At 63.0% G+C, this 17799-nt stretch carries 16 protein-coding genes; 9 read left to right on the top strand and 7 right to left on the bottom strand.

Annotation, left to right across the window (positions count from 1 at the left end):
• Positions 1-88: 88 nt before the first annotated feature.
• The 3 genes from ACODR6_RS08170 to dhaL are packed head-to-tail and all read left to right on the top strand — an operon-like array spanning position 89 to position 2490.
• On the top strand, positions 89-793 hold the full coding sequence (locus ACODR6_RS08170) for a transcriptional regulator NanR (RefSeq protein WP_203430813.1): 705 nt from the start codon (positions 89-91) through the stop codon (positions 791-793).
• 51 nt (positions 794-844) lie between these two features.
• The gene (gene dhaK / locus ACODR6_RS08175; RefSeq protein ID WP_489022113.1) at positions 845-1855 is read left to right on the top strand and encodes a dihydroxyacetone kinase subunit DhaK; all 1011 of its coding nucleotides are present in this window, start codon (positions 845-847) and stop codon (positions 1853-1855) included.
• On the top strand, positions 1855-2490 hold the full coding sequence (dhaL, locus tag ACODR6_RS08180; RefSeq protein WP_489022115.1) for a dihydroxyacetone kinase subunit DhaL: 636 nt from the start codon (positions 1855-1857) through the stop codon (positions 2488-2490). The genes dhaK and dhaL overlap by 1 nt, the downstream gene beginning before the upstream one ends.
• Before the next feature lie 425 nt (positions 2491-2915).
• Here the strand turns inward: dhaL and derI are convergent, their stop codons facing one another.
• From derI to ACODR6_RS08215, 7 genes are all read right to left on the bottom strand, one after another.
• On the bottom strand, positions 2916-3371 hold the full coding sequence (derI, locus tag ACODR6_RS08185; RefSeq protein WP_130281270.1) for a D-erythrulose-4-phosphate isomerase: 456 nt from the start codon (positions 3369-3371) through the stop codon (positions 2916-2918).
• Positions 3372-3382: 11 nt separating this feature from the next.
• Positions 3383-4153 carry a triose-phosphate isomerase gene (locus ACODR6_RS08190; RefSeq protein ID WP_489022118.1) on the bottom strand — a complete coding sequence of 257 codons (771 nt, stop codon included), beginning with the start codon at positions 4151-4153 and terminating at the stop codon, positions 3383-3385.
• A complete protein-coding gene (locus ACODR6_RS08195) occupies positions 4150-4926 on the bottom strand; it encodes a DeoR/GlpR family DNA-binding transcription regulator (protein ID WP_489022120.1) in 777 nt (258 codons plus the stop codon). Before ACODR6_RS08195 ends, ACODR6_RS08190 begins: the two co-directional genes overlap by 4 nt.
• Before the next feature lie 99 nt (positions 4927-5025).
• Complete coding sequence (locus ACODR6_RS08200) at positions 5026-5961, bottom strand: sugar-binding transcriptional regulator (protein WP_112710998.1); 936 nt, start codon at positions 5959-5961, stop codon at positions 5026-5028.
• 72 nt (positions 5962-6033) lie between these two features.
• Positions 6034-6966, bottom strand: a complete 933-nt coding sequence (locus ACODR6_RS08205; protein ID WP_489022122.1) for a sugar phosphate isomerase/epimerase family protein — start codon at positions 6964-6966, stop codon at positions 6034-6036.
• A gap of 11 nt (positions 6967-6977) precedes the next feature.
• Positions 6978-8489, bottom strand: coding sequence for a glycerol-3-phosphate dehydrogenase (locus ACODR6_RS08210; protein ID WP_489022124.1), 1512 nt, complete (start codon positions 8487-8489; stop codon positions 6978-6980).
• 37 nt (positions 8490-8526) lie between these two features.
• The gene (locus ACODR6_RS08215) at positions 8527-10092 is read right to left on the bottom strand and encodes an FGGY-family carbohydrate kinase (RefSeq protein ID WP_489022126.1); all 1566 of its coding nucleotides are present in this window, start codon (positions 10090-10092) and stop codon (positions 8527-8529) included.
• A gap of 781 nt (positions 10093-10873) precedes the next feature.
• On the opposite strand from ACODR6_RS08215, the gene ACODR6_RS08220 reads away from it, so the two are divergent.
• The 6 genes from ACODR6_RS08220 to ACODR6_RS08245 all read left to right on the top strand — a co-directional run bounded on the left by ACODR6_RS08220 (position 10874) and on the right by ACODR6_RS08245 (position 17776).
• The gene (locus ACODR6_RS08220; RefSeq protein ID WP_130281256.1) at positions 10874-11530 is read left to right on the top strand and encodes a DUF2291 domain-containing protein; all 657 of its coding nucleotides are present in this window, start codon (positions 10874-10876) and stop codon (positions 11528-11530) included.
• Positions 11527-13071, top strand: coding sequence for a sugar ABC transporter ATP-binding protein (locus ACODR6_RS08225; protein ID WP_112710993.1), 1545 nt, complete (start codon positions 11527-11529; stop codon positions 13069-13071). The genes ACODR6_RS08220 and ACODR6_RS08225 overlap by 4 nt, the downstream gene beginning before the upstream one ends.
• A gap of 23 nt (positions 13072-13094) precedes the next feature.
• Positions 13095-14147 carry an ABC transporter permease gene (locus ACODR6_RS08230; RefSeq protein WP_112710992.1) on the top strand — a complete coding sequence of 351 codons (1053 nt, stop codon included), beginning with the start codon at positions 13095-13097 and terminating at the stop codon, positions 14145-14147.
• 110 nt (positions 14148-14257) lie between these two features.
• Positions 14258-15205, top strand: a complete 948-nt coding sequence (locus ACODR6_RS08235) for a D-ribose ABC transporter substrate-binding protein (protein WP_413711365.1) — start codon at positions 14258-14260, stop codon at positions 15203-15205.
• Positions 15206-15382: 177 nt separating this feature from the next.
• The gene (locus tag ACODR6_RS08240) at positions 15383-16225 is read left to right on the top strand and encodes a DeoR/GlpR family DNA-binding transcription regulator (protein WP_112710990.1); all 843 of its coding nucleotides are present in this window, start codon (positions 15383-15385) and stop codon (positions 16223-16225) included.
• 36 nt (positions 16226-16261) lie between these two features.
• The gene (locus ACODR6_RS08245) at positions 16262-17776 is read left to right on the top strand and encodes an FGGY-family carbohydrate kinase (RefSeq protein ID WP_489022130.1); all 1515 of its coding nucleotides are present in this window, start codon (positions 16262-16264) and stop codon (positions 17774-17776) included.
• Positions 17777-17799: the final 23 nt, after the last annotated feature.

Here is a 17799-nt window from a genome sequence, read left to right on the forward strand (position 1 = left end):
TCGATCCGAGCGCAAATGAGCCCATCGCGGCCTTTGTCGCGGCGGCGCAAAATGCTAAAGGGAGGGGAGTTTGAGCCAGCGAGACATCATGACCCAACCAATCGAGCAAATCGTTCGCCGGAAGCTTTCCGACGAGGTTTTCGACAGGCTCGAACGCATGATCACCTCGGGCGAACTGAAGCCCGGTGATGAAATGCCCTCCGAGCGCGTGCTGATGGAGCGTTTCGGCGTCGGCCGTCCGGCGATCCGCGAAGCGATGCAGTCGCTGGCGGGGATGGGGCTCGTCAACATTTCCCACGGCGAGCGCGCCAAGGTTTTGAAGCTGACGGCGAAATCGATCTTCCAACAGGTCGATCTGACGGCGAAGATCATGCTGTCGCAATCGGCGGACAGTCTGGAAAACCTGAAGAGCGCCCGTATCTTCTTCGAGCGCGGCATGGCGCGAGAGGCCGCCCAGCGGGCGAGCGAGGCCGATATCGCCGAGCTCAAGCGGATCATCGAGCGCCAGCGCGAATCGCTCGGAAATGCGGAGGATTTCATCTCCGCCGACATGCAGTTCCACACCCGCATCGCGCAGATATCGGGCAACCCGATCTTCGGCGCCGTCAGCGAGGCGATGCTTGCGTGGCTGCGCGAATATCACACGGAAATGCTGATCTGGACCGGCAAGGAGAAATTCACGCTGGTCGAGCACGAAGAGATCGTCGAACGGCTTGCGGCCCACGATGCCGACGGTGCAGAATCGGCGGTGCTGAAACATCTCGAACGCTCACGGGCGCTCTACACGAAATAGGCAGCCGTCCGCCTGGGAAGAGGGGCGGCGGCATGCATCGAAGGAGGATCGATGACGGTCAAGAAGATCATCAACAACGGCGCCGATGCCGTTGACGAAATGCTGGCGGGCATTCTCGCCGCCCATCCCAATCACCTGAAGCGCGTCGAAGGTACGGCCCGTTCGGTCGTTGCCGTCGATGGCCCGCGCCAGGGCAAGGTCGGCCTGGTGATCGGCGGCGGCTCGGGCCACGAGCCGAGCTTTGTCGGCTTCGTCGGCCGCGGTCTCGCCGATGGCGCGGCGATCGGCAATGTCTTCGCCTCGCCGCCGCCGGATCCGGTCCTCGAATGCGCCAAGGCCGTCAATGGCGGTGCCGGCGTGCTCTTCATGTACGGCAACTATGCCGGCGACGTGATGAATTTCGACATGGCGGCCGAAATGGCGGCGATGGAGGACATCGAAGTCCGCACCATCCTGACGACCGACGATGTCGCCTCTGCTCCCCGTGACCGGAGAGCCGATCGGCGCGGCGTTGCCGGCAATGTCTTCGTCTTCAAGATCGCCGGTGCCGCCGCCGACCGGATGATGGATATCGACGCCTGCGAGGCTGCGGCCCGCAAGGCCAACGACCGCACCTTCACGATGGGCGTGGCGCTCGGCCCTTGCTCCCTGCCGCAGACGCGCAAGCCGAATTTCGAACTCGGCGAAAACGAAATGGAAATCGGCATGGGCATCCATGGCGAACCCGGCGTCGAGCGCGGTCCGCTGAAAAGCGCCAACGAGATCACCGACCAGCTGCTCGACAAGATCCTGCCGGAAATGAATGCTCCCCGTGGCGACCGCGTTGCCGTGCTGGTCAACGGCCTCGGCGCGACGCCGCTGATGGAACTCTACATCATGATGGCCCGCGTCAAGGAGCGGCTGGATGGCGAAGGTCTGGTGATCCACTCGACGCTGGTCGGCAACTATTGCAGCTCGCTCGACATGATGGGCGCATCTGTGACGCTGATGCATCTCGATGAAGAATTGCAGAGCCTTCTCGACCACCCCTGCGATTGCGCCATGTTCCGGAGCGGCCGCTGATGGCCGAGATCACCGCACAGGACCTGCGCGCCATGTTCTCGGCGATTGCCGCGGCCATCGCGGAGAATCGCGATCGCCTCAGCGAACTCGACGGCGTCATCGGCGATGCCGATCACGGCATCACCATGGAGCTCGGTTTCTCGACCGTGAAGACGAGCCTCGTGGCAAACGAATCCGAAGCCGATCTCGGAGCCATCTTCAACCTCGCCGCCAAATCCTTCCTCAATGCCGTCGGGGCGTCGTCAGGTCCGCTCTACGCGACCGCCTTCATGCGTGCCGGAGCTGTGCTGAAGGGCAAGACCACGACCGGAGACGAGGACATGGTCAAGGCCTTCGCCGCCATGGCCAAGGGCATCGAGGATCGCGGCAAGGCGGTGCCGGGCGAGAAAACCATGGTCGACGCCTGGCGGCCTGCGGCAGATGCGGCGGAAGCGGAGTTTGCGAAGGGCGCGACCTTGGCTGTTTGCCTCAAGGCTGCAGCGGATGCGGCAAGCGCCGGGGCCGAGGCGACGAAGTCGATGCTAGCGACCAAGGGCAGAGCGTCGCGACTGGGCGAGCGGGTGCTCGGGCATGCCGACCCGGGTGCGGTTTCGGCGGTGCTGGTTGTTGCAACGATGGCGGAGAGTCTGGGATAATGGTTCCGGGCGTGCGCCCGTGTGCCTAATGCTGCCGACGTCTGCTCTAGGCGCGCAACCGCCAACTCCTCCCTCATTCTTGTGCTTGTCATAGGAAACCAGCCACGGCGCGTCTGCAGAATGAGACGAGTCTTCCGCCGCGCCGACGCGCGGCTGGTCGATCCCTGTGACGGGGATAGGGATAAGGGAAGAACTGTGCCCGGAGCCCCCTCATCCGGCCCCGCGGGCCACCTTCTCCCCGCCGGGGAGAAGGGAAGATGAGGGTCGGCCCACGCCAGCTTCCCCTCTCACCTCGGGGAGAGGGTAGGGTGAGGGGGCTCCGGGCACAGCAGTCCTTTCAATTCCCGCATGGGGCCTTCGGGTTGATGATAATCGCACGCGTCACAGGCGCGGGTGCCTCATCGCGAAGGCGCCCCCACCAAAACTCACCGCGCGTTATACTTCGCGTCCAGCTCGTCCATCGCCTTCACATTCCCGGCAGACCGGCCGTTCTCATCGAACGTCTGCGCCAGAAACGCATCGGCAATCGACTTCGCCAGTTCCGTACCGATAACGCGAGCACCCATGGTGATGATCTGGGCGTTGTTGGAGAGGGCCGCGCGCTCGGCGGAGTAGGTGTCGTGGGTGAGTGCGGCGCGGATGCCCGGTACCTTGTTGGCCGAGATGCAGACGCCGATGCCGGTGCCGCAGACGAGGATCGCCTTGTCGTAGGTGCCGTCGAGCACGCCCGATGCGACGCGGTCGGAGAGGTTGGCGTAGAAGGGGTCGGCACCGCCGTTGGTCCGCGACACTTCGTGCACCTCGAAACGGTCCTTAAGATGATCGGCCAGAACCTTGGCGAGACCTTCGCCGGCGCTGTCTCCTGCAATGGCAAGCTTCATTGTCGTTCTCCTTAGAGTTTGGCGGCGCATTTTGCGAGAATGTCGAGGTAGCCTTCGACATTCCAGGCCGAACGGCCGATGAAGAGCCCGTCGATATGCGGGCTCGAAATCAGTTCTTCGCAGTTTCCGGGGTTGACCGATCCGCCGTAGAGGCAGGGGATCTTGCGGCCGAGGACCTCTTCGGCGACCGCGATGATCTCGGCCTGACGGGCATCGGCGTAGTCGGCTGATGCCGGGATGCCGTTTTCGCCGATCGCCCAGACGGGCTCGTAGGCGAGCAGGATTTCTGCGGATTTCTGGTCGCCCGAGAGCTTCGAAAGCGCGCCGCGCACCTGTGTAGCAAGAATGTCGGCCGCCTTGCCGCTTTCGCGGTCGGCCAGCGTCTCGCCGATGCAGATCAGCGGGATCAGGCCGTGGCGGACGGCAGCTTCGGTCTTCAGGCCGACTGTCTCGTCGGTCTCGCCGAAATGCTCGCGGCGCTCGGAATGACCGAGCTCGACGATATCGAGGTTGCAATCCTTCAGCATCACCGGCGAGACTTCGCCGGTCCAGGCACCCTGATCGGCCCAATGCATGTTCTGGGCGCCGACCTTGACGGAGGTTTTGGCGAGCATCTCCTTGACTTCGCGCACGGCCGTGAAGGGCGGAATGACGAAACGCTGGATGCGCGGATCGCGGGCGGCATCGGCCGCTTCCAGGCCGCGGGCAAACTGCTGCGACTCGGCGAGCGTCTTGTTCATCTTCCAGCTGGTGCCAATCCAGAAACGCGGCTTTTCGGTCATGTCGGGTCCTGTTCTGATGCGATGGTGAGCGTGATGCCCGCCTGTACGAATTCGTCGATGACAGCAGCGTCCGGCGCGCTGTCGGTGATCACGGCGTCGAAATCCGCAAGGTCGGCCATGACATGCAGCGCCGTGTGGCCGATGCGCTGGTGATTGACCAGCAGGCAGGACCTTGCCGAAGACGCCATCATCGCCCGCTTGGTGCGGACCACGTTGTCGTCCATGTGATAGGCGCGCCTGCCGCTGACGGCGGGCGTCGAGATGAAGGCGATATCGGCCCTGAGCTTTGACAGCGCCTCTTCGGTGACGACGCCGAGATAGGCGTTGAACTTCGCCGAATAGATGCCGCCGAGCGCGATCAGCGTGATGCCTGCTTCTGCCTTCAGCCGCTCCATGATCGCCGCATTGTTGGTGATCACGGTCAAAGGCCGCTTCTGCAGCAGCATTTCGCCGAGAACCGCCGCCATCGATCCGTCATTGACCATCACGGTCATGCCGGGCTCGACGAGTTCCAGCGCGTTCCTGGCCATAGCAACCTTGGCCGCGTGGCCCTGGCGCTCGCGGATGCGGAAGTCGCTTTCGAACTGCGTTCCGGCGTCGATCGTCGCGCCGCCTCGCACCTTTCGAAGCACGCCCGCCTGCTCAAGATCGTCGAGGTCACGATGGATCGTCATCTTCGAGACGATGAAGCGGTCGGCAAGATCGTCGAGATCGACGGTCTTGTTCTCGACGAGCAGATTGACAATCAGCTGCTGCCGTTCCTCGCGCTTCATTCCGGTCTCCACCCATCTCCTGATGTTAAGATAACGGATAAATCGTGATAATCAACATTATTCGTGTTATTTTGCGATCAACTATTGTTGCCGATCACATCATTTCAACAGCGTCTGCGCCGTGCGTTCATCGGTGATCAGGCCGTAGAGGCGGTGGCTTTTCAGGATGGCGCGGATGGCCGGAACCTTCGACTGGCCGCCGGCAAGCGCCACGAGCCGCTCGTCTTTGGTTTTAGGAAAGGAGGCCGACAACGTGCGCGCCGTCAGCGCCGTATCCAGCATGTCGCCATCGGCATTGAAGAAATGCCCGAGGATTTCGCCGACGCCGCCGGCCGTCGCGATATCGTCGATCTCGCTCGGCTCGACCATACCCGAGAGCACCAGCTGCGCATCGGCATCGACAGTGCCTAGGCCAACAAGCTTCAGGTCGGCATTGTTAGCGAGGTCGAAGACCTCCTTGACGGCGCGCTGCGCTTTCAGCACCTCTCGGTCGTCGCCTGTATTGGCAAAGAACGGGACGGGCATCACATAGGCCTGCGTTCCCGTCTTTTCGGCGATTCGATGCATTACGTCATAGGGGTTGGCGCCATAGTTGCGCGTCAGGCCGCCGAGCAGCGAGACGAAGCGCAGGTTCTTGGCGCCGACGCGCGGCATGTACTGGACGGCGGCCGACAGCGTGCGGCCGTGGCCGAGGCCGATGACCTTGTTGTCGCCGCGCTCGATCTCACGCTTCAGGTAGCCAGCGCCGGCATGGCCGAGGGCGCGAAGCGGCAGGCCTTCCTCGCCGAGATCGGGGGCGACCTCGCAATATTGCAGGCCGTAGCGCTCCGAAAGGCGGGACTCGAGCTCGACGCATTCAACGATATCGCCGTCGATCGTCACCTTGACGACACCATCGGCGACAGCGCGGGCAATCAGCCGGTGCGCCTTCACCGAGGGCACGCCGAGACGGCGGGCGACATCGGATTGCGTCAGGCCTCCGGCGTAGTGAAGCCAGGCAGCGCGTACCGCAAGCGTATCATCGGCGTCCGTCATCGCCGCTCCCTTTCAAAATAAGTCCTGCAACGATTCCGTTGCGATATATGCAGCCTTTTAAGGATCTCTGCCTCAGATGTTCAAGTCGTCGATGCCGGTGTCGATATAGGGCGCCCAGAAGGCGACGCTTTCGGCGATCTGCGGGATGACCTCGCGGTCGTTCGGCTCGCGCTCCTTGAAGGAGAGCTCGAGGCAGATCTCGTTATCAACAGCGCCACCCTCGGCGAACGCCTTGAGAAGCGGTGCCGGCTGGATCCGGCCCTTGGCGTTGAATTCGGCGGTGAACGGCCGGTGGCCGCCCTTGTCCATCAGGCTCTGCTTGATGTGGATAATCGGCGAGACCGGGGGGACGGCGCGTGCCCAGGCATAGGGGTCGAAATCGTCAGGGTTGGCGGAGGTGACGTCGCCATGGTCGATATCGGCCATCATCCACATCGGTATCGCCATATTGGCCGCCGTCAGCCGCTCCTGCAGCGACAGGCAGGTGGCGATCGTCTCGCCGAACTCGCGGCCGATGCTCATCGGCTCCCAGAAGACATAGGAAAGACCGGCGGCGCGGCCATGCTCCGCCACTTCGGCCCAGCAGTCGATGGCGATCTTGATGAGCTCCTCTCGCTTCGCCGGATCGTCGAAATCCCGGTAGGTGAAGATCGCAAACTGAGTGCCGACGGAATCGCCGCCGAGATCGGCGGTAATATCGGCGAAGGTCTTGAACCAGTCGATGTAGTAGCGGCGCACATCGGCGTCCGGATGACCGAAATGGTTGAGGCGGCCATAGGGGCCGGTCATGCCGGAGGTGACGCGAACGCCGGTGCGCCGCAGCGCCGAATTCATGCTGCGGGTGAGGCGGCGGATAACCGGCGCTTGCCAGCTCGGATTGATGAACTCATGGGTCAGCTGCAGGTCGCGGATCTTCAGGTCGCGCGCCACGGTATCGATCAGGTCGTCGGGATCGGCAAAGCGGTTGACCAGCGGATTGGTGTTCAGCGAAAGCGTCAGCGGCATCGAAACCTCCTTCAGGCGGCGGCGAGGCGGGAGGAGGCGAACCAGTCGGCAAAGGCCGCGCGCTCGGCTTCGCTCATATGCAGGTAGTGCTTGGTGCGGCGATAGAGGATATCCTCGGCCGTCTCCGCCCATTCGGTCGCCACCAGATAGCGCGCTTCCGCCTCGTAGAACTGCCCGCCGAAATGGCGGCCAAGGCCCTCGAGGCCGGTCGCGCCTGCGACGACATTCCTGGTGCGGGCACCATAGAGGCGGCCGTAGTGATGGACGAGCTTGCGCGGCATCCAGGGATAGGCATCGCGCAGGCTGTTGGCGAAGGTTTCGTAGTCGGCATTCGGAATTTCACCGCCTGGGAGCGGCGCCGACTGCGTCCAGTCGCCGCCCATCGCCGGGAAGATGTGCTTGAGGCGATGCAGGCCGCGCTCGGCCAGCTCGCGGAAGGTGGTGATCTTGCCACCGAAGACATTGAGCAGCGGTGCGCCGCCCGTCTCGTCGAGATCGAAGACGTAATCGCGGGTGACGGCGGACGGGTTGCCCTTGCCATCATCGAAGAGCGGGCGCACGCCGGAAAAGCTGTGCAGCACGTCCTGCCGGCGGAGCTTCTCCTTGAAGTAGCGGTTGACGGCCTTCAGCAGGTAATCGATCTCGGCCTCGTCGGCGGAGACGTCCTCGGCACGGCCCTCATAGGCGATGTCGGTCGTGCCGATCAACGCCTTGTCGCCCTCATAGGGGTTGATGAAGATGACGCGCTTGTCGTGGTTCTGGACCAGATAGGCATTGGAGCCCGCCCAGAATTTCGGAACGATGATGTGGCTGCCCTTGACGAGGCGGACGTTGCGCGACGAGTTGGAGCCGGCAACGCGGTTGATGATGTCGCTGACCCAGGGGCCGGCGCAGTTGACGAGACATTTGGCGCGGAAGGTGCGCGTCTCGCCGCTGGTGCTGTTCTTCGTGGTGATGGTCCAGGCGCCGTTTTCTCGCCGGGCCGAGACGGCGGGCGAGCGGGTCAGCACGAGTGCGCCCTTTTCGGCGGCGCTGACGGCGTTGAGCACGACGAGGCGGGCGTCATCGACCCAGCAATCGGAATATTCGAAGCCGCGGGTGTATTGATCGAGGATCGGCGTGCCCTCTGGGTCGCGCAGCAGATTGAGGGTGCGCGTGCCCGGCAGTTTCTTGCGGCCGCCGAGGTGGTCGTAGAGGAAGAGGCCGAGCCGCACGAGCCAGGCGGGGCGGTCCTGCGGGCTGTGTGGCAGGACGAAACGCATCGGCCAGATGATGTGCGGAGCGGCGTTCAAGAGCACTTCGCGCTCGATGAGCGCTTCGCGCACCAGACGGAATTCGTAATATTCGAGATAGCGAAGGCCGCCATGCACGAGCTTGCCGGAGCGCGACGACGTGCCCTGCGCCAGGTCGTCCTTTTCGCAGAGCGCCACCTTCAGTCCGCGGCCGGCCGCATCGCGGGCGATGCCCGCGCCATTGATGCCGCCGCCGATGACGAAGAGGTCGAGGGTTTCCGGTTCGGTCATGTCATGCTCCTTCGATGCTTCTGCATCAGAACTTGAGTTACGCGCCTGGCCTCGCAGCAGTGGCGAGCTTGTCCCAGGCGGGCGCCATGGCCTGGCGCACGTCCGTGTAGGCGGAGAAAAGGCGATCGAAGCGCGCGGCTTCGGCGGCATCCGGGATTTCGGGCTCGCCGAGCAGCGGCGTCACCCAGTCGGCAATGCAATCGTCCATCGTGGCGTAGACGCCGACCGCGACCGCAGCCATCATCGCCACACCGGCTGCACCGGTCTCTTCGCGCCGGGACTGGCGGATCGGCGCGTTGACGGCAGCAGAAAGCGAGCGGCGCAGTCCGAGCGAGCGGGTTGCGCCACCGGTGATGCGCAGTTCTTCAGGCATCGCCCCCATCGCCGCGTAGCAATCGCGGGTCGCAAGGCCGAGGCCCTCGACGACCGAGCGGACGAGATCCGGAAAGCCGTGACGGGTGGAAAGGCCCGTGAAGCCTGCCCGGGCATTGGCGTTGACGAAAGGCCCGCGCTCGCCGGCCTCCGAAATATAGGGGTGGTATAGCACCGACCCCGGCTTGCTTTCGGCAAACCAGCTGTCGATCCGGGCGATCAGGTCAGAGTGCGAAACGGTCTTCCCGGCGTCTGCCATCAGGTAAGCGGCAATCTCCAGAATCCAGTCGATATTGATCGTCGAGCCCATATTCGTCTGTACCTGGGTGACAATGCCGGGGATCGGCAGGGCGATGACATAGCCCGTGCCTTCGCTGTTGAGATGAACGTCGGCCACCGCCTTGGCGCGCATGTGGACGCCGGTGGAGCCGATCGTCGAGCAGGCGGCATTGCGCCCGCTGCTGCGCACACCGGCGCCAAGCGCCGTCATCACCATATCGACATAGCCGAGGCAGACGGGCGTTCCCGCAAGCAGACCGCAGGCCTTGGCGGCTTCCGCTGTCAGGGGATGACTGACTTCGGTGCCGTCGATGATCTCCGGCAGAAGATTGCGGCGCCGCTCAAGGCCGAGCGCATCGATGACGACGCTGTCGTATTCACGCGTCCGGAAATTGCCGAAGGTGAAGCTCGCCTCGGAGGGATCGGTGGCGCGGATGCCGGTGAGATTGAGATAGAGCCAGTCCTTGCAGTGCAGGGCGGCTTCGCTTCGATCGAGCAGTTCCGGCGCGACCTTGTCCATATGGGCGAGCTGAGCGCCCTGCTGGCAGGTGTTGAGGCCGGTGCCGGTCGCTTCGAAGCGGGCGCGGTTGTTTACTCCGCCGGCGAGCCGGTTGACCGTCGAGGCGGCGCGGGCATCGAGCCACAGCCATGCGTCGGTGACAGGCGCATTATCGCGGCCGACGAGCCAGGTGCCGTCGCCCTGTCCAGTGACTGCGACCGCGGTAGTGCGCGCGGCGAGATCGGCGACCTTTTCGCCGAGACCGCGCAATGCGCTGGCGCAATCCGTCCAGGTCTGCGCGAGGGATTGCGTTGCCGAACCATCGTCGCCGGTCGCGTATTTGTTACGCACGGAAGCGGTTGCGATCTGCTGGCCTGCGAGATCGAACGCCACCGCCTTGATCACGGATGTTCCGGCGTCGATCCCGATGATGATGTTCTGGGTCGATGTCATCGCAGACTATCTCGCCAATGCTGCGAACGCCGCGACGGGCAATACGCGCGTCCAATCCATCTCAAATCCTCCCGATCGGCCTTTCACGAGGGAACAATCCCCCAGCCGCATCATTTGATCCGCATGCCGCCAGCGGCAAGCCGCGGCCTCTGCAAATGCCGGATCGAATATTTGCCGAAACCTCCCATAGGCCTCATCGCAAAACATAACATAAAGATATCACATTGCCAGCAAGATTTTTCTGGTCATGAAAAATTTTTCAGATAAAATGGATGACATAGGAATTTAGAGCGTCGGCTCCGGCCAAGTCTCGATGAGCGAACGATCAGCCAGTATACAGCTGATGGAAATTCTTATTTTTCGTTTATATACAGATACTTACTGAACGTCACAACTTTGGGCTTTTTGTGCGCCGGCCACATCAGTTTGCTGCGATGCAGCGCGATAAAAGCCATGTGAGGGTCTGATTAGGCAAGCATGTACTGATAAAATGGCCGTTGACATCTGTTAAAATTCATAACATTATTTCCGGCATAAATAACACAGTTCTATCACGGAAGCTCACTTCCGGATGGAGATTGCAGGTTCCGGCGGTTGGAGGAGACAGGCGCCGGCTCTCTGTCGAGGAGGCTTCCAATGCTGATTTTCATCGCGCCCTGCGTCGCCGCGGACTGCACGCCGGCTCTTCAGCCGGCCAGCCGTCGTGCCGCGGCACGGCTCCGATCGTAATCGCACCCAGCCCCTCCGCTTCACCATCTCCTGGACAAAAGGCCGTCACGACATGAGTACACAGCCCGATTATGCAGCCCCCAAGCCCGGCAGCGGCAATCTGAAGCTCATCGTCAGCGCCGCATTCGCGGTCGTCGTCATCGGCGCCATGGCGCTCGACACCACGGTCGTGAAGATCGGCTCGGCAAACGATGTCCGGCAGCAGGCGTTTTCGCCTGAGACTTTCGGCACAGAGCAGTTCCCGAAGATCCAGGCCAATGTCGAGCAGCGCGCCGTCGCAGCCGCCGAACTGGCAACCGCGATTGCCGCCGACAAGAAGGCCGCGAGCGAGAAATACGGCACCGCAACGAGCACAGGTCCGGTCATTCCGGTGACGCTGACCGGCACTTTCGGCGCCCGCAAGTCGAACACCAATGAAATGAAGATCGACGGATTGCCTCCCGAGACGGTGGTCCGTGTCCAGACCGGTCCCGCGGTCAACGGCACGGACCTCCGCGATGCCACCGGCGAGATCGAATTCGGCCAGTTCACCAACCAGATCCAGTATCAGGATGCCGGATCCGCCATCAACAACGAGATGAAGAAGACCGTGCTTTCCGGCCTCGATCCGGACCAGCTGGACGGAAAAACTGCCACCGTTGTCGGCGTCTTCAAGCTCATCAACCCGAAGAACTGGCTGATCACGCCGGTGAAGGTCGAGGTCAAATGAGCCAGCCGCTGCGCAATCCCGGAACCCAGGGCGAGGTCGTGCTCGCCGCCCGCAACATCGCCAAGTCCTATGGCAACGTTCACGCGCTCAAGGGCGTGAACTTCGATATCCATCGCGGTCAGGTGACGACGCTGTTCGGTGAGAATGGCGCCGGCAAGTCGACACTGATGAAGATCCTCTCGGGCGTGGTGCAGCCGACCTCCGGCGAGATCGTTCTCGACGGTTCGCCGATCAGCTTCGCGTCCTCGACCCATGCCCGCGAGTGCGGCATCTCGATCATCCACCAGGAACTGAGTCTCGCCCCCAATCTCAGCGTTCGTGACAACATCTTCATGGGCCGCGAGATCATCAAGGGCGGTGTCGTCGATTTCGCCGAGGAAGAGCGCCAGACCCGGGCGCTGATGGAAGAGCTCGAAGAGGACATCGATCCGCTGACGCGCGTCGAGGACCTTCGCCTCGGCCAGCAGCAGATCGTCGAGATCGCCCGCGCACTCTCGGTCAATTCCCGCATCCTGATCATGGACGAACCGACCTCGGCGCTGAGCGCCACCGAAGTCGAAGTTCTCTTCAAGGTCATTCACGACCTGACGGGCCGTGGCGTCTCGATCGTCTATATCTCGCACCACCTCGAAGAGGCGCTGCAGATCACCAATCACGCCGTCGTCCTGCGCGACGGCACGATGACTGCCTATGCCGAGCGCAAGGACATCGATCTCGAATGGATCGTTCGCAACATGGTGGGCGAGAATTTCGATCTCGGCAGCCCGCCTGAAGGACACCAGTTCGGCGAAGTGGCGCTGTCGATCGAAGGCCTGACCGTTCCCGGCCCCTCGGGCGCCGCCTATAACGCCGTCGACCGCATGTCGCTGAAAGTGCGGGCCGGCGAGGTCGTCTGCATCTACGGGCTGATGGGGGCAGGGCGCACCGAGCTTCTGGAATGCGTCGCCGGACGGCTGCGCTCCAGCGGCGGCCGGGTTCTGCTTGAAGGACAGGATGTCGGTGCTCTCAGCATTGCCGGGCGCATCGAAAGCGGCCTCGTCCTCGTTCCCGAAGACCGACAGCGTGACGGCCTGGTGCAGACCATGACCGTCGGCTCCAATCTGTCGCTTGCCAGCATCGGCGCCTTCACCAAGGGCCTTTTCACATCCGGCCGCCGCGAACGCGATCTCGTCACCGAGTCGATCCGCCGCGTCCACGTCAAGACCGACGGCGGCGAGGCGGCGATCGGCTCGCTCTCAGGCGGCAACCAGCAGAAGGTTGTCATTGGCAAGATGCTGGCGACGGAACCGAAGGTCATCCTGCTCGACGAACCGAGCCGCGGCATCGATATCGGCGCCAAGGCCGAAGTCTTCAAGCTGCTCGCCGAGCGCGCCAAGCAGGGCCTCGCGGTCATCTACTCGACCTCGGAAGTCAACGAATGCCTGAGCATCGCGCATCGCATCATCGTCATGCACCGCGGCCGCATTTCGGCAGAGTTTGGCTCTGACGTCACCAAGGAAAAGATCATGGCCGCCTCCGGCGAATCCATGGTCGCGCACTAGCCCGGAATTATGGAGCACTGATTATGTCAGTCACAAACGTCACCGAGAAGAAGTCAGTTTCGAACGGGCAGAAGCGGAACACCAATATCGTGCGCCTGATCCTGGAAGGACGTGCGTTCTTCGCGCTGATCGTCATCATCGCGGTCTTCTCCTTCCTGTCGCCCTATTACTTCAGCCTCAACAACTTCCTGATCATGGCCTCGCATGTGGCGATCTTCGGGATCCTGGCGATCGGCATGCTGCTGGTCATCCTGAACGGCGGCATCGACCTTTCGGTCGGCTCGACGCTGGGGCTTGCCGGGTGTATCGCCGGCTTCCTGATGCAGGGCGTCACGCTCAGCTATTTCGGCGTCATCCTCTATCCGCCAGTCTGGGCCGTTGTGGTGCTGACCTGCGCGCTCGGCGCGGTGGTCGGCGCAGTCAATGGCGTGCTTGTCGCCTATCTCAAGGTGCCTGCCTTCGTCGCCTCGCTGGGCGTCCTCTATGTCGCCCGCGGTATCGCCCTCCTGATGACCAACGGCCTGACCTACAACAACCTCGGCGGCCGCCCCGAACTCGGCAATACCGGCTTTGACTGGCTCGGCTTCAACCGCCTCGGCGGCGTGCCGATCGGTGTCATCGTTCTCGCGGTCCTCGCCATCGTCTGCGGTATCGTGCTCAGCCGTACTGCCTTCGGCCGCTGGCTCTATGCATCGGGCGGCAATGAACGCGCTGCCGACCTCTCGGGCGTTCCGGTCAAGCGCGTCAAGATCATCGTCTATGTGCTCTCCGGCGTCTGCGCCGCGATCGCCGGCCTGGTGCTGTCCTCGCAGCTGACCTCCGCCGGTCCGACGGCGGGCACCACCTACGAACTGACGGCGATCGCAGCCGTCGTCATCGGTGGCGCGGCGCTGACGGGCGGACGCGGCACGGTGCGCGGCACCATGCTCGGCGCCTTCGTCATCGGCTTCCTGTCTGATGGCCTAGTGATCATCGGCGTCTCCGCCTACTGGCAGACCGTCTTTACCGGTGCGGTGATCGTTCTCGCCGTCCTGATGAACAGCATCCAATACGGCCGCCGGGTCAAATCGTCCTGACGGCTGAAACCGAACTTATCCACGACGGCAGGCCTCTGGCGCAAAGGCCGATTGGGGAAAGCACCGCCGGATCATCGGCACCAACTGAGCTCACTAATGGGAGAGAGACTATGTTTAAGAAAGGCATGCGCATTCTTCTGGCCGCCGCGGCTGTCGCACCGATCCTCGTCAGCAGCGCCTGGGCAGCAGGTCAGATGACGATCATCGTCAACGACCCGTCCAACCCCTACTGGCTGACGGAAGGCAACGTTGCCAAGGCAACCGCTGAAAAGCTCGGCTACACGGCTTCGGTCAGCGCCCACAAGGGTGACACCAACACCGAGAGCAACCTGATCGACACGGCGATCACCAACAAGTCGGTCGCGATCATTCTCGACCCGGCAAACGCTGACGGCTCCGTTGGCGCGGTGAAGAAGGCTGTTGCCGCCGGTATCCCGGTCATCCTCGTCAACGCTGAAATCAACCAGGAAGGCCTGGCGAAGGCGCAGCTCGTTTCCAACAACGCCCAGGGCGCCGCCCTCGGTGCGCAGCAGTGGGTCGAAGCTGTCGGCGACAAGGGCAACTATGCCGAACTCTTCGGCGCTCCCTCCGACAACAACGCCGCAACGCGCTCGAACGGTTACGAAACCGTGCTGTCGCAGTACCCGGACCTGAAGAAGGTTGCCAAGGAAGTTGCCGATTGGGACCGCACCAAGGGTCACAACAAGATGCAGTCCATGCTGCAGGCAAATCCTGACATCGTCGGCGTCATCTCCGGCAACGACGAAATGGCTCTCGGCGCGATCGCAGCGCTGAAGGAAGCCGGCAAGCTCGCCAACATCAAGGTCGGCGGCTTCGACGGTTCTCCGGATGCTGTTGCCGCGATCAAGGCCGGCGAACTGCAGTACACCGTCCTCCAGCCGGTTGCGATCTTCTCCGAAGAAGCCGTCAAGCAGGCCGACAATGTCATCAAGAACGGCAGCACCGGCGCCAAGAGCGAAAAGCAGCTCTTCGATTGCCTGCTGATCACCAAGGACAATGTCGACAAGTACACCGGTCCGTTCGTTCTCGAGCAGTAATCGGTCGGGGCGCCCGCAAGGGCGCTCTCCAAGCCGGGCGGCATCACCCGCCCGGCTCCCCGCATGCCTGAAACGGTTGCCCGCGGTATAAGCCGCCCGTTCCGTTTCGCCATTTTGCCTTGGCACGGCAATCACTGTACGAAGCTGGTATCCAGAATTCAGCGACAGGGGTGACCCGTGACACAGAAGACCAGCCAGGGCGAAGATCTGTTGGAGCAGCTTACGAGCGACAGCCGGCAGACGCGCCAGATCGCGCGCCGCCGCATGATCGCAGAGGCCGTGATGAGTGAAGGCTCTATGCGGATTGAAGACCTGACCGACCGTTTCGGCATCAGCCTGATGACGGCGCATCGCGATGTCGATGAGCTGGTCAGCCGCGGGCTGTTTCGCAAGACGCGCGGCATCGTGACGGCCGCCGCCACCAATCTCATCGAATCCAGCGACGTTTACCGCTCTAACCGCCAGGCGACTGAAAAGAAGCTGATCGCCGAGGCGGCGATGCAATTCGTCGAGCCCGGCCAGGCGATCTTCTTCGACGACTCCACGACGGTTCTGCAGATGGCAACGCATCTGCCGTCCAGGGTTCCCGTCACCGCGATCACCAACTCGTTGACGCTGATGAACGCGCTGACCGGCATGCACGACGTGACGCTGCTGGCGCTGGGTGGGCAATATTACAACTGGTGCAACGCCTTCATGGGACGCATGACGATCAGCGAAATCAAGGGTTTGCGCGCTGATGTTGCCTTCATTTCGATGTCGGCGATCAGCGACGGCACGGTGCTGCACCAGTCGCCCGAGACCGTCGATACCAAGCGCGCCATGTTCGACTGTTCCGTCAAACGTATCCTGCTTGCCGATCACACCAAGTTCGAACGGCGGGCACTTCACAGTTTCGCAGCACTGGACGAGTTCGATGTCGTCATCGTCGACGACAAGACCAATCCCGTGCATATCGACCGCATGCGGTCCAAGGATATCAACGTGGTGGTTGCCCGGGGTGCCCAGGGGCGCTCGTAAGGCGGCTTGCCCGTTGCACAAACGAGGTAAGGGCGAATGCCGAGTCTGCTCGGGATCGATAGTGGCCTGACGGTCACCAAGGCCGTCATTTTCGATATCGACGGGACGCCGCTCGCAGTCAGCAGGCGCCGCGTCACGCAGTTCATGCCGAAGGCGCGCCATATCGAGCGCGATATGGAGGAGCTCTGGACGGCGACCGCCGATGCCATCCGCGAGGCGATCGCGCTGAGCGGCCGGCCGGCGAACGACATCCAGGCGATTTCCGCCACGGCGCATGGCGATGGCATCTATCTCCTCGATCACGACCAGAAGCCGCTCGGCCGCGCCATCCTCTCGCTCGACAGCCGGGCAGGGGAGATCGTCGATCGCTGGGAGGGCGAGGTGGCGGATGCCTCGATCGAATTGACCGGCCAGATTCCGCATGTCTCGGCGCCCTCGGCACTGCTCGCCTGGATCCGCGAGAACGAGCCTGAGCGTTTTCAGCAAATCGGCCATTTCATCAGCTGCAAGGACTGGCTGCGCTTCTGCCTCACGGGCATTATCGGCACCGACCGCACCGAGGCCAGCACCTCCTTCACCAATGTGCGCACGCAGGATTATAGCCAGGACGCGCTGAAACTCTTCGGTCTCGAAGCGCTCGTTCACGCCTTGCCGCCGGCCTCCCGCTCCGACCAGATCGTCGGACGGGTGACGCCCGAGGCGGCGCTACGGACCGGCCTAGCCGAATGCACGCCCGTCGTCGCCGGATTGCATGATGTCACCGCCTCGGCGTTGGGCGCTGGCGGATACGGGCAGGGCGTCGTCGCCGTTATCGCCGGGACCTATTCGATCAACGAGACGCTGTCTTCCGAGCCGCGCGTCGACAGGCGGTGGTTCTGCCGCAACGGCATTGCGCCCGGCATCTGGAACAGCATGTCGATCTCGCCGGCCTCGACCGCGAATTACGACTGGTTTCTCGATACGCTCTGCGCCAGCGAGCGGGCACAGGGCGGCGCCATCCACGCGCTGCTGGCGCCGGAGATCGACGCGGCCTTCGAACGCCCATCGACCGCGCTCTTCCACCCGTATCTCTTCGGTTCGCCCTATGGCGCCGCAGCCAGCGCCAGCTTCTTCGGGCTCGGCGGCTGGCACGATCGCGGCGATATGCTACGCGCCGTCCTCGAAGGCATTGCCTTCAACCATCGCATCCATGTCGACGCGCTGCGCGATGGTTTTTCCTTCGATCGGGCGCGGCTTGCAGGCGGCGTGTCGCGCAATCCGACCGTCGTTCAGATGTTTGCCGACGTCCTCGGCATGCCCGTGACGGTGACCGAGACCGATGAGGCGGCGGCCTGGGGTGCGGCGCTTTGCGCCGGATCGGGCGCCGGGATCTATGCCGATCCGCAAGCCGATCCCCGTGACATAGCAAGCATCGCCAGGACCTGCGAACCGGATGCGGCGCGCAGCGCCGATTACGAGAAGCGCTACCAGGTATTTCGCGAAATCGCCGAGGCGATGACGCCGCTCTGGCCGAAGATTGCCGGCCTCGCACCCGTAAACGCGGCAAACTGACAAGACGAAAGCCGGCGCTCCCA

The organism is Rhizobium sp. FG96 (genome assembly GCF_057808655.1).

Coding starts and splice junctions, on each gene's coding strand:
- ACODR6_RS08170 (WP_203430813.1), top strand. CDS start 89: ATGACCCAACCAATCGAGCAAATCGTTCGCCGGAAGCTTTCCGACGAG.
- dhaK (WP_489022113.1), top strand. CDS start 845: ATGACGGTCAAGAAGATCATCAACAACGGCGCCGATGCCGTTGACGAA.
- dhaL (WP_489022115.1), top strand. CDS start 1,855: ATGGCCGAGATCACCGCACAGGACCTGCGCGCCATGTTCTCGGCGATT.
- derI (WP_130281270.1), bottom strand. CDS start 3,371: ATGAAGCTTGCCATTGCAGGAGACAGCGCCGGCGAAGGTCTCGCCAAG.
- ACODR6_RS08190 (WP_489022118.1), bottom strand. CDS start 4,153: ATGACCGAAAAGCCGCGTTTCTGGATTGGCACCAGCTGGAAGATGAAC.
- ACODR6_RS08195 (WP_489022120.1), bottom strand. CDS start 4,926: ATGAAGCGCGAGGAACGGCAGCAGCTGATTGTCAATCTGCTCGTCGAG.
- ACODR6_RS08200 (WP_112710998.1), bottom strand. CDS start 5,961: ATGACGGACGCCGATGATACGCTTGCGGTACGCGCTGCCTGGCTTCAC.
- ACODR6_RS08205 (WP_489022122.1), bottom strand. CDS start 6,966: ATGCCGCTGACGCTTTCGCTGAACACCAATCCGCTGGTCAACCGCTTT.
- ACODR6_RS08210 (WP_489022124.1), bottom strand. CDS start 8,489: ATGACCGAACCGGAAACCCTCGACCTCTTCGTCATCGGCGGCGGCATC.
- ACODR6_RS08215 (WP_489022126.1), bottom strand. CDS start 10,092: ATGACATCGACCCAGAACATCATCATCGGGATCGACGCCGGAACATCC.
- ACODR6_RS08220 (WP_130281256.1), top strand. CDS start 10,874: ATGAGTACACAGCCCGATTATGCAGCCCCCAAGCCCGGCAGCGGCAAT.
- ACODR6_RS08225 (WP_112710993.1), top strand. CDS start 11,527: ATGAGCCAGCCGCTGCGCAATCCCGGAACCCAGGGCGAGGTCGTGCTC.
- ACODR6_RS08230 (WP_112710992.1), top strand. CDS start 13,095: ATGTCAGTCACAAACGTCACCGAGAAGAAGTCAGTTTCGAACGGGCAG.
- ACODR6_RS08235 (WP_413711365.1), top strand. CDS start 14,258: ATGTTTAAGAAAGGCATGCGCATTCTTCTGGCCGCCGCGGCTGTCGCA.
- ACODR6_RS08245 (WP_489022130.1), top strand. CDS start 16,262: ATGCCGAGTCTGCTCGGGATCGATAGTGGCCTGACGGTCACCAAGGCC.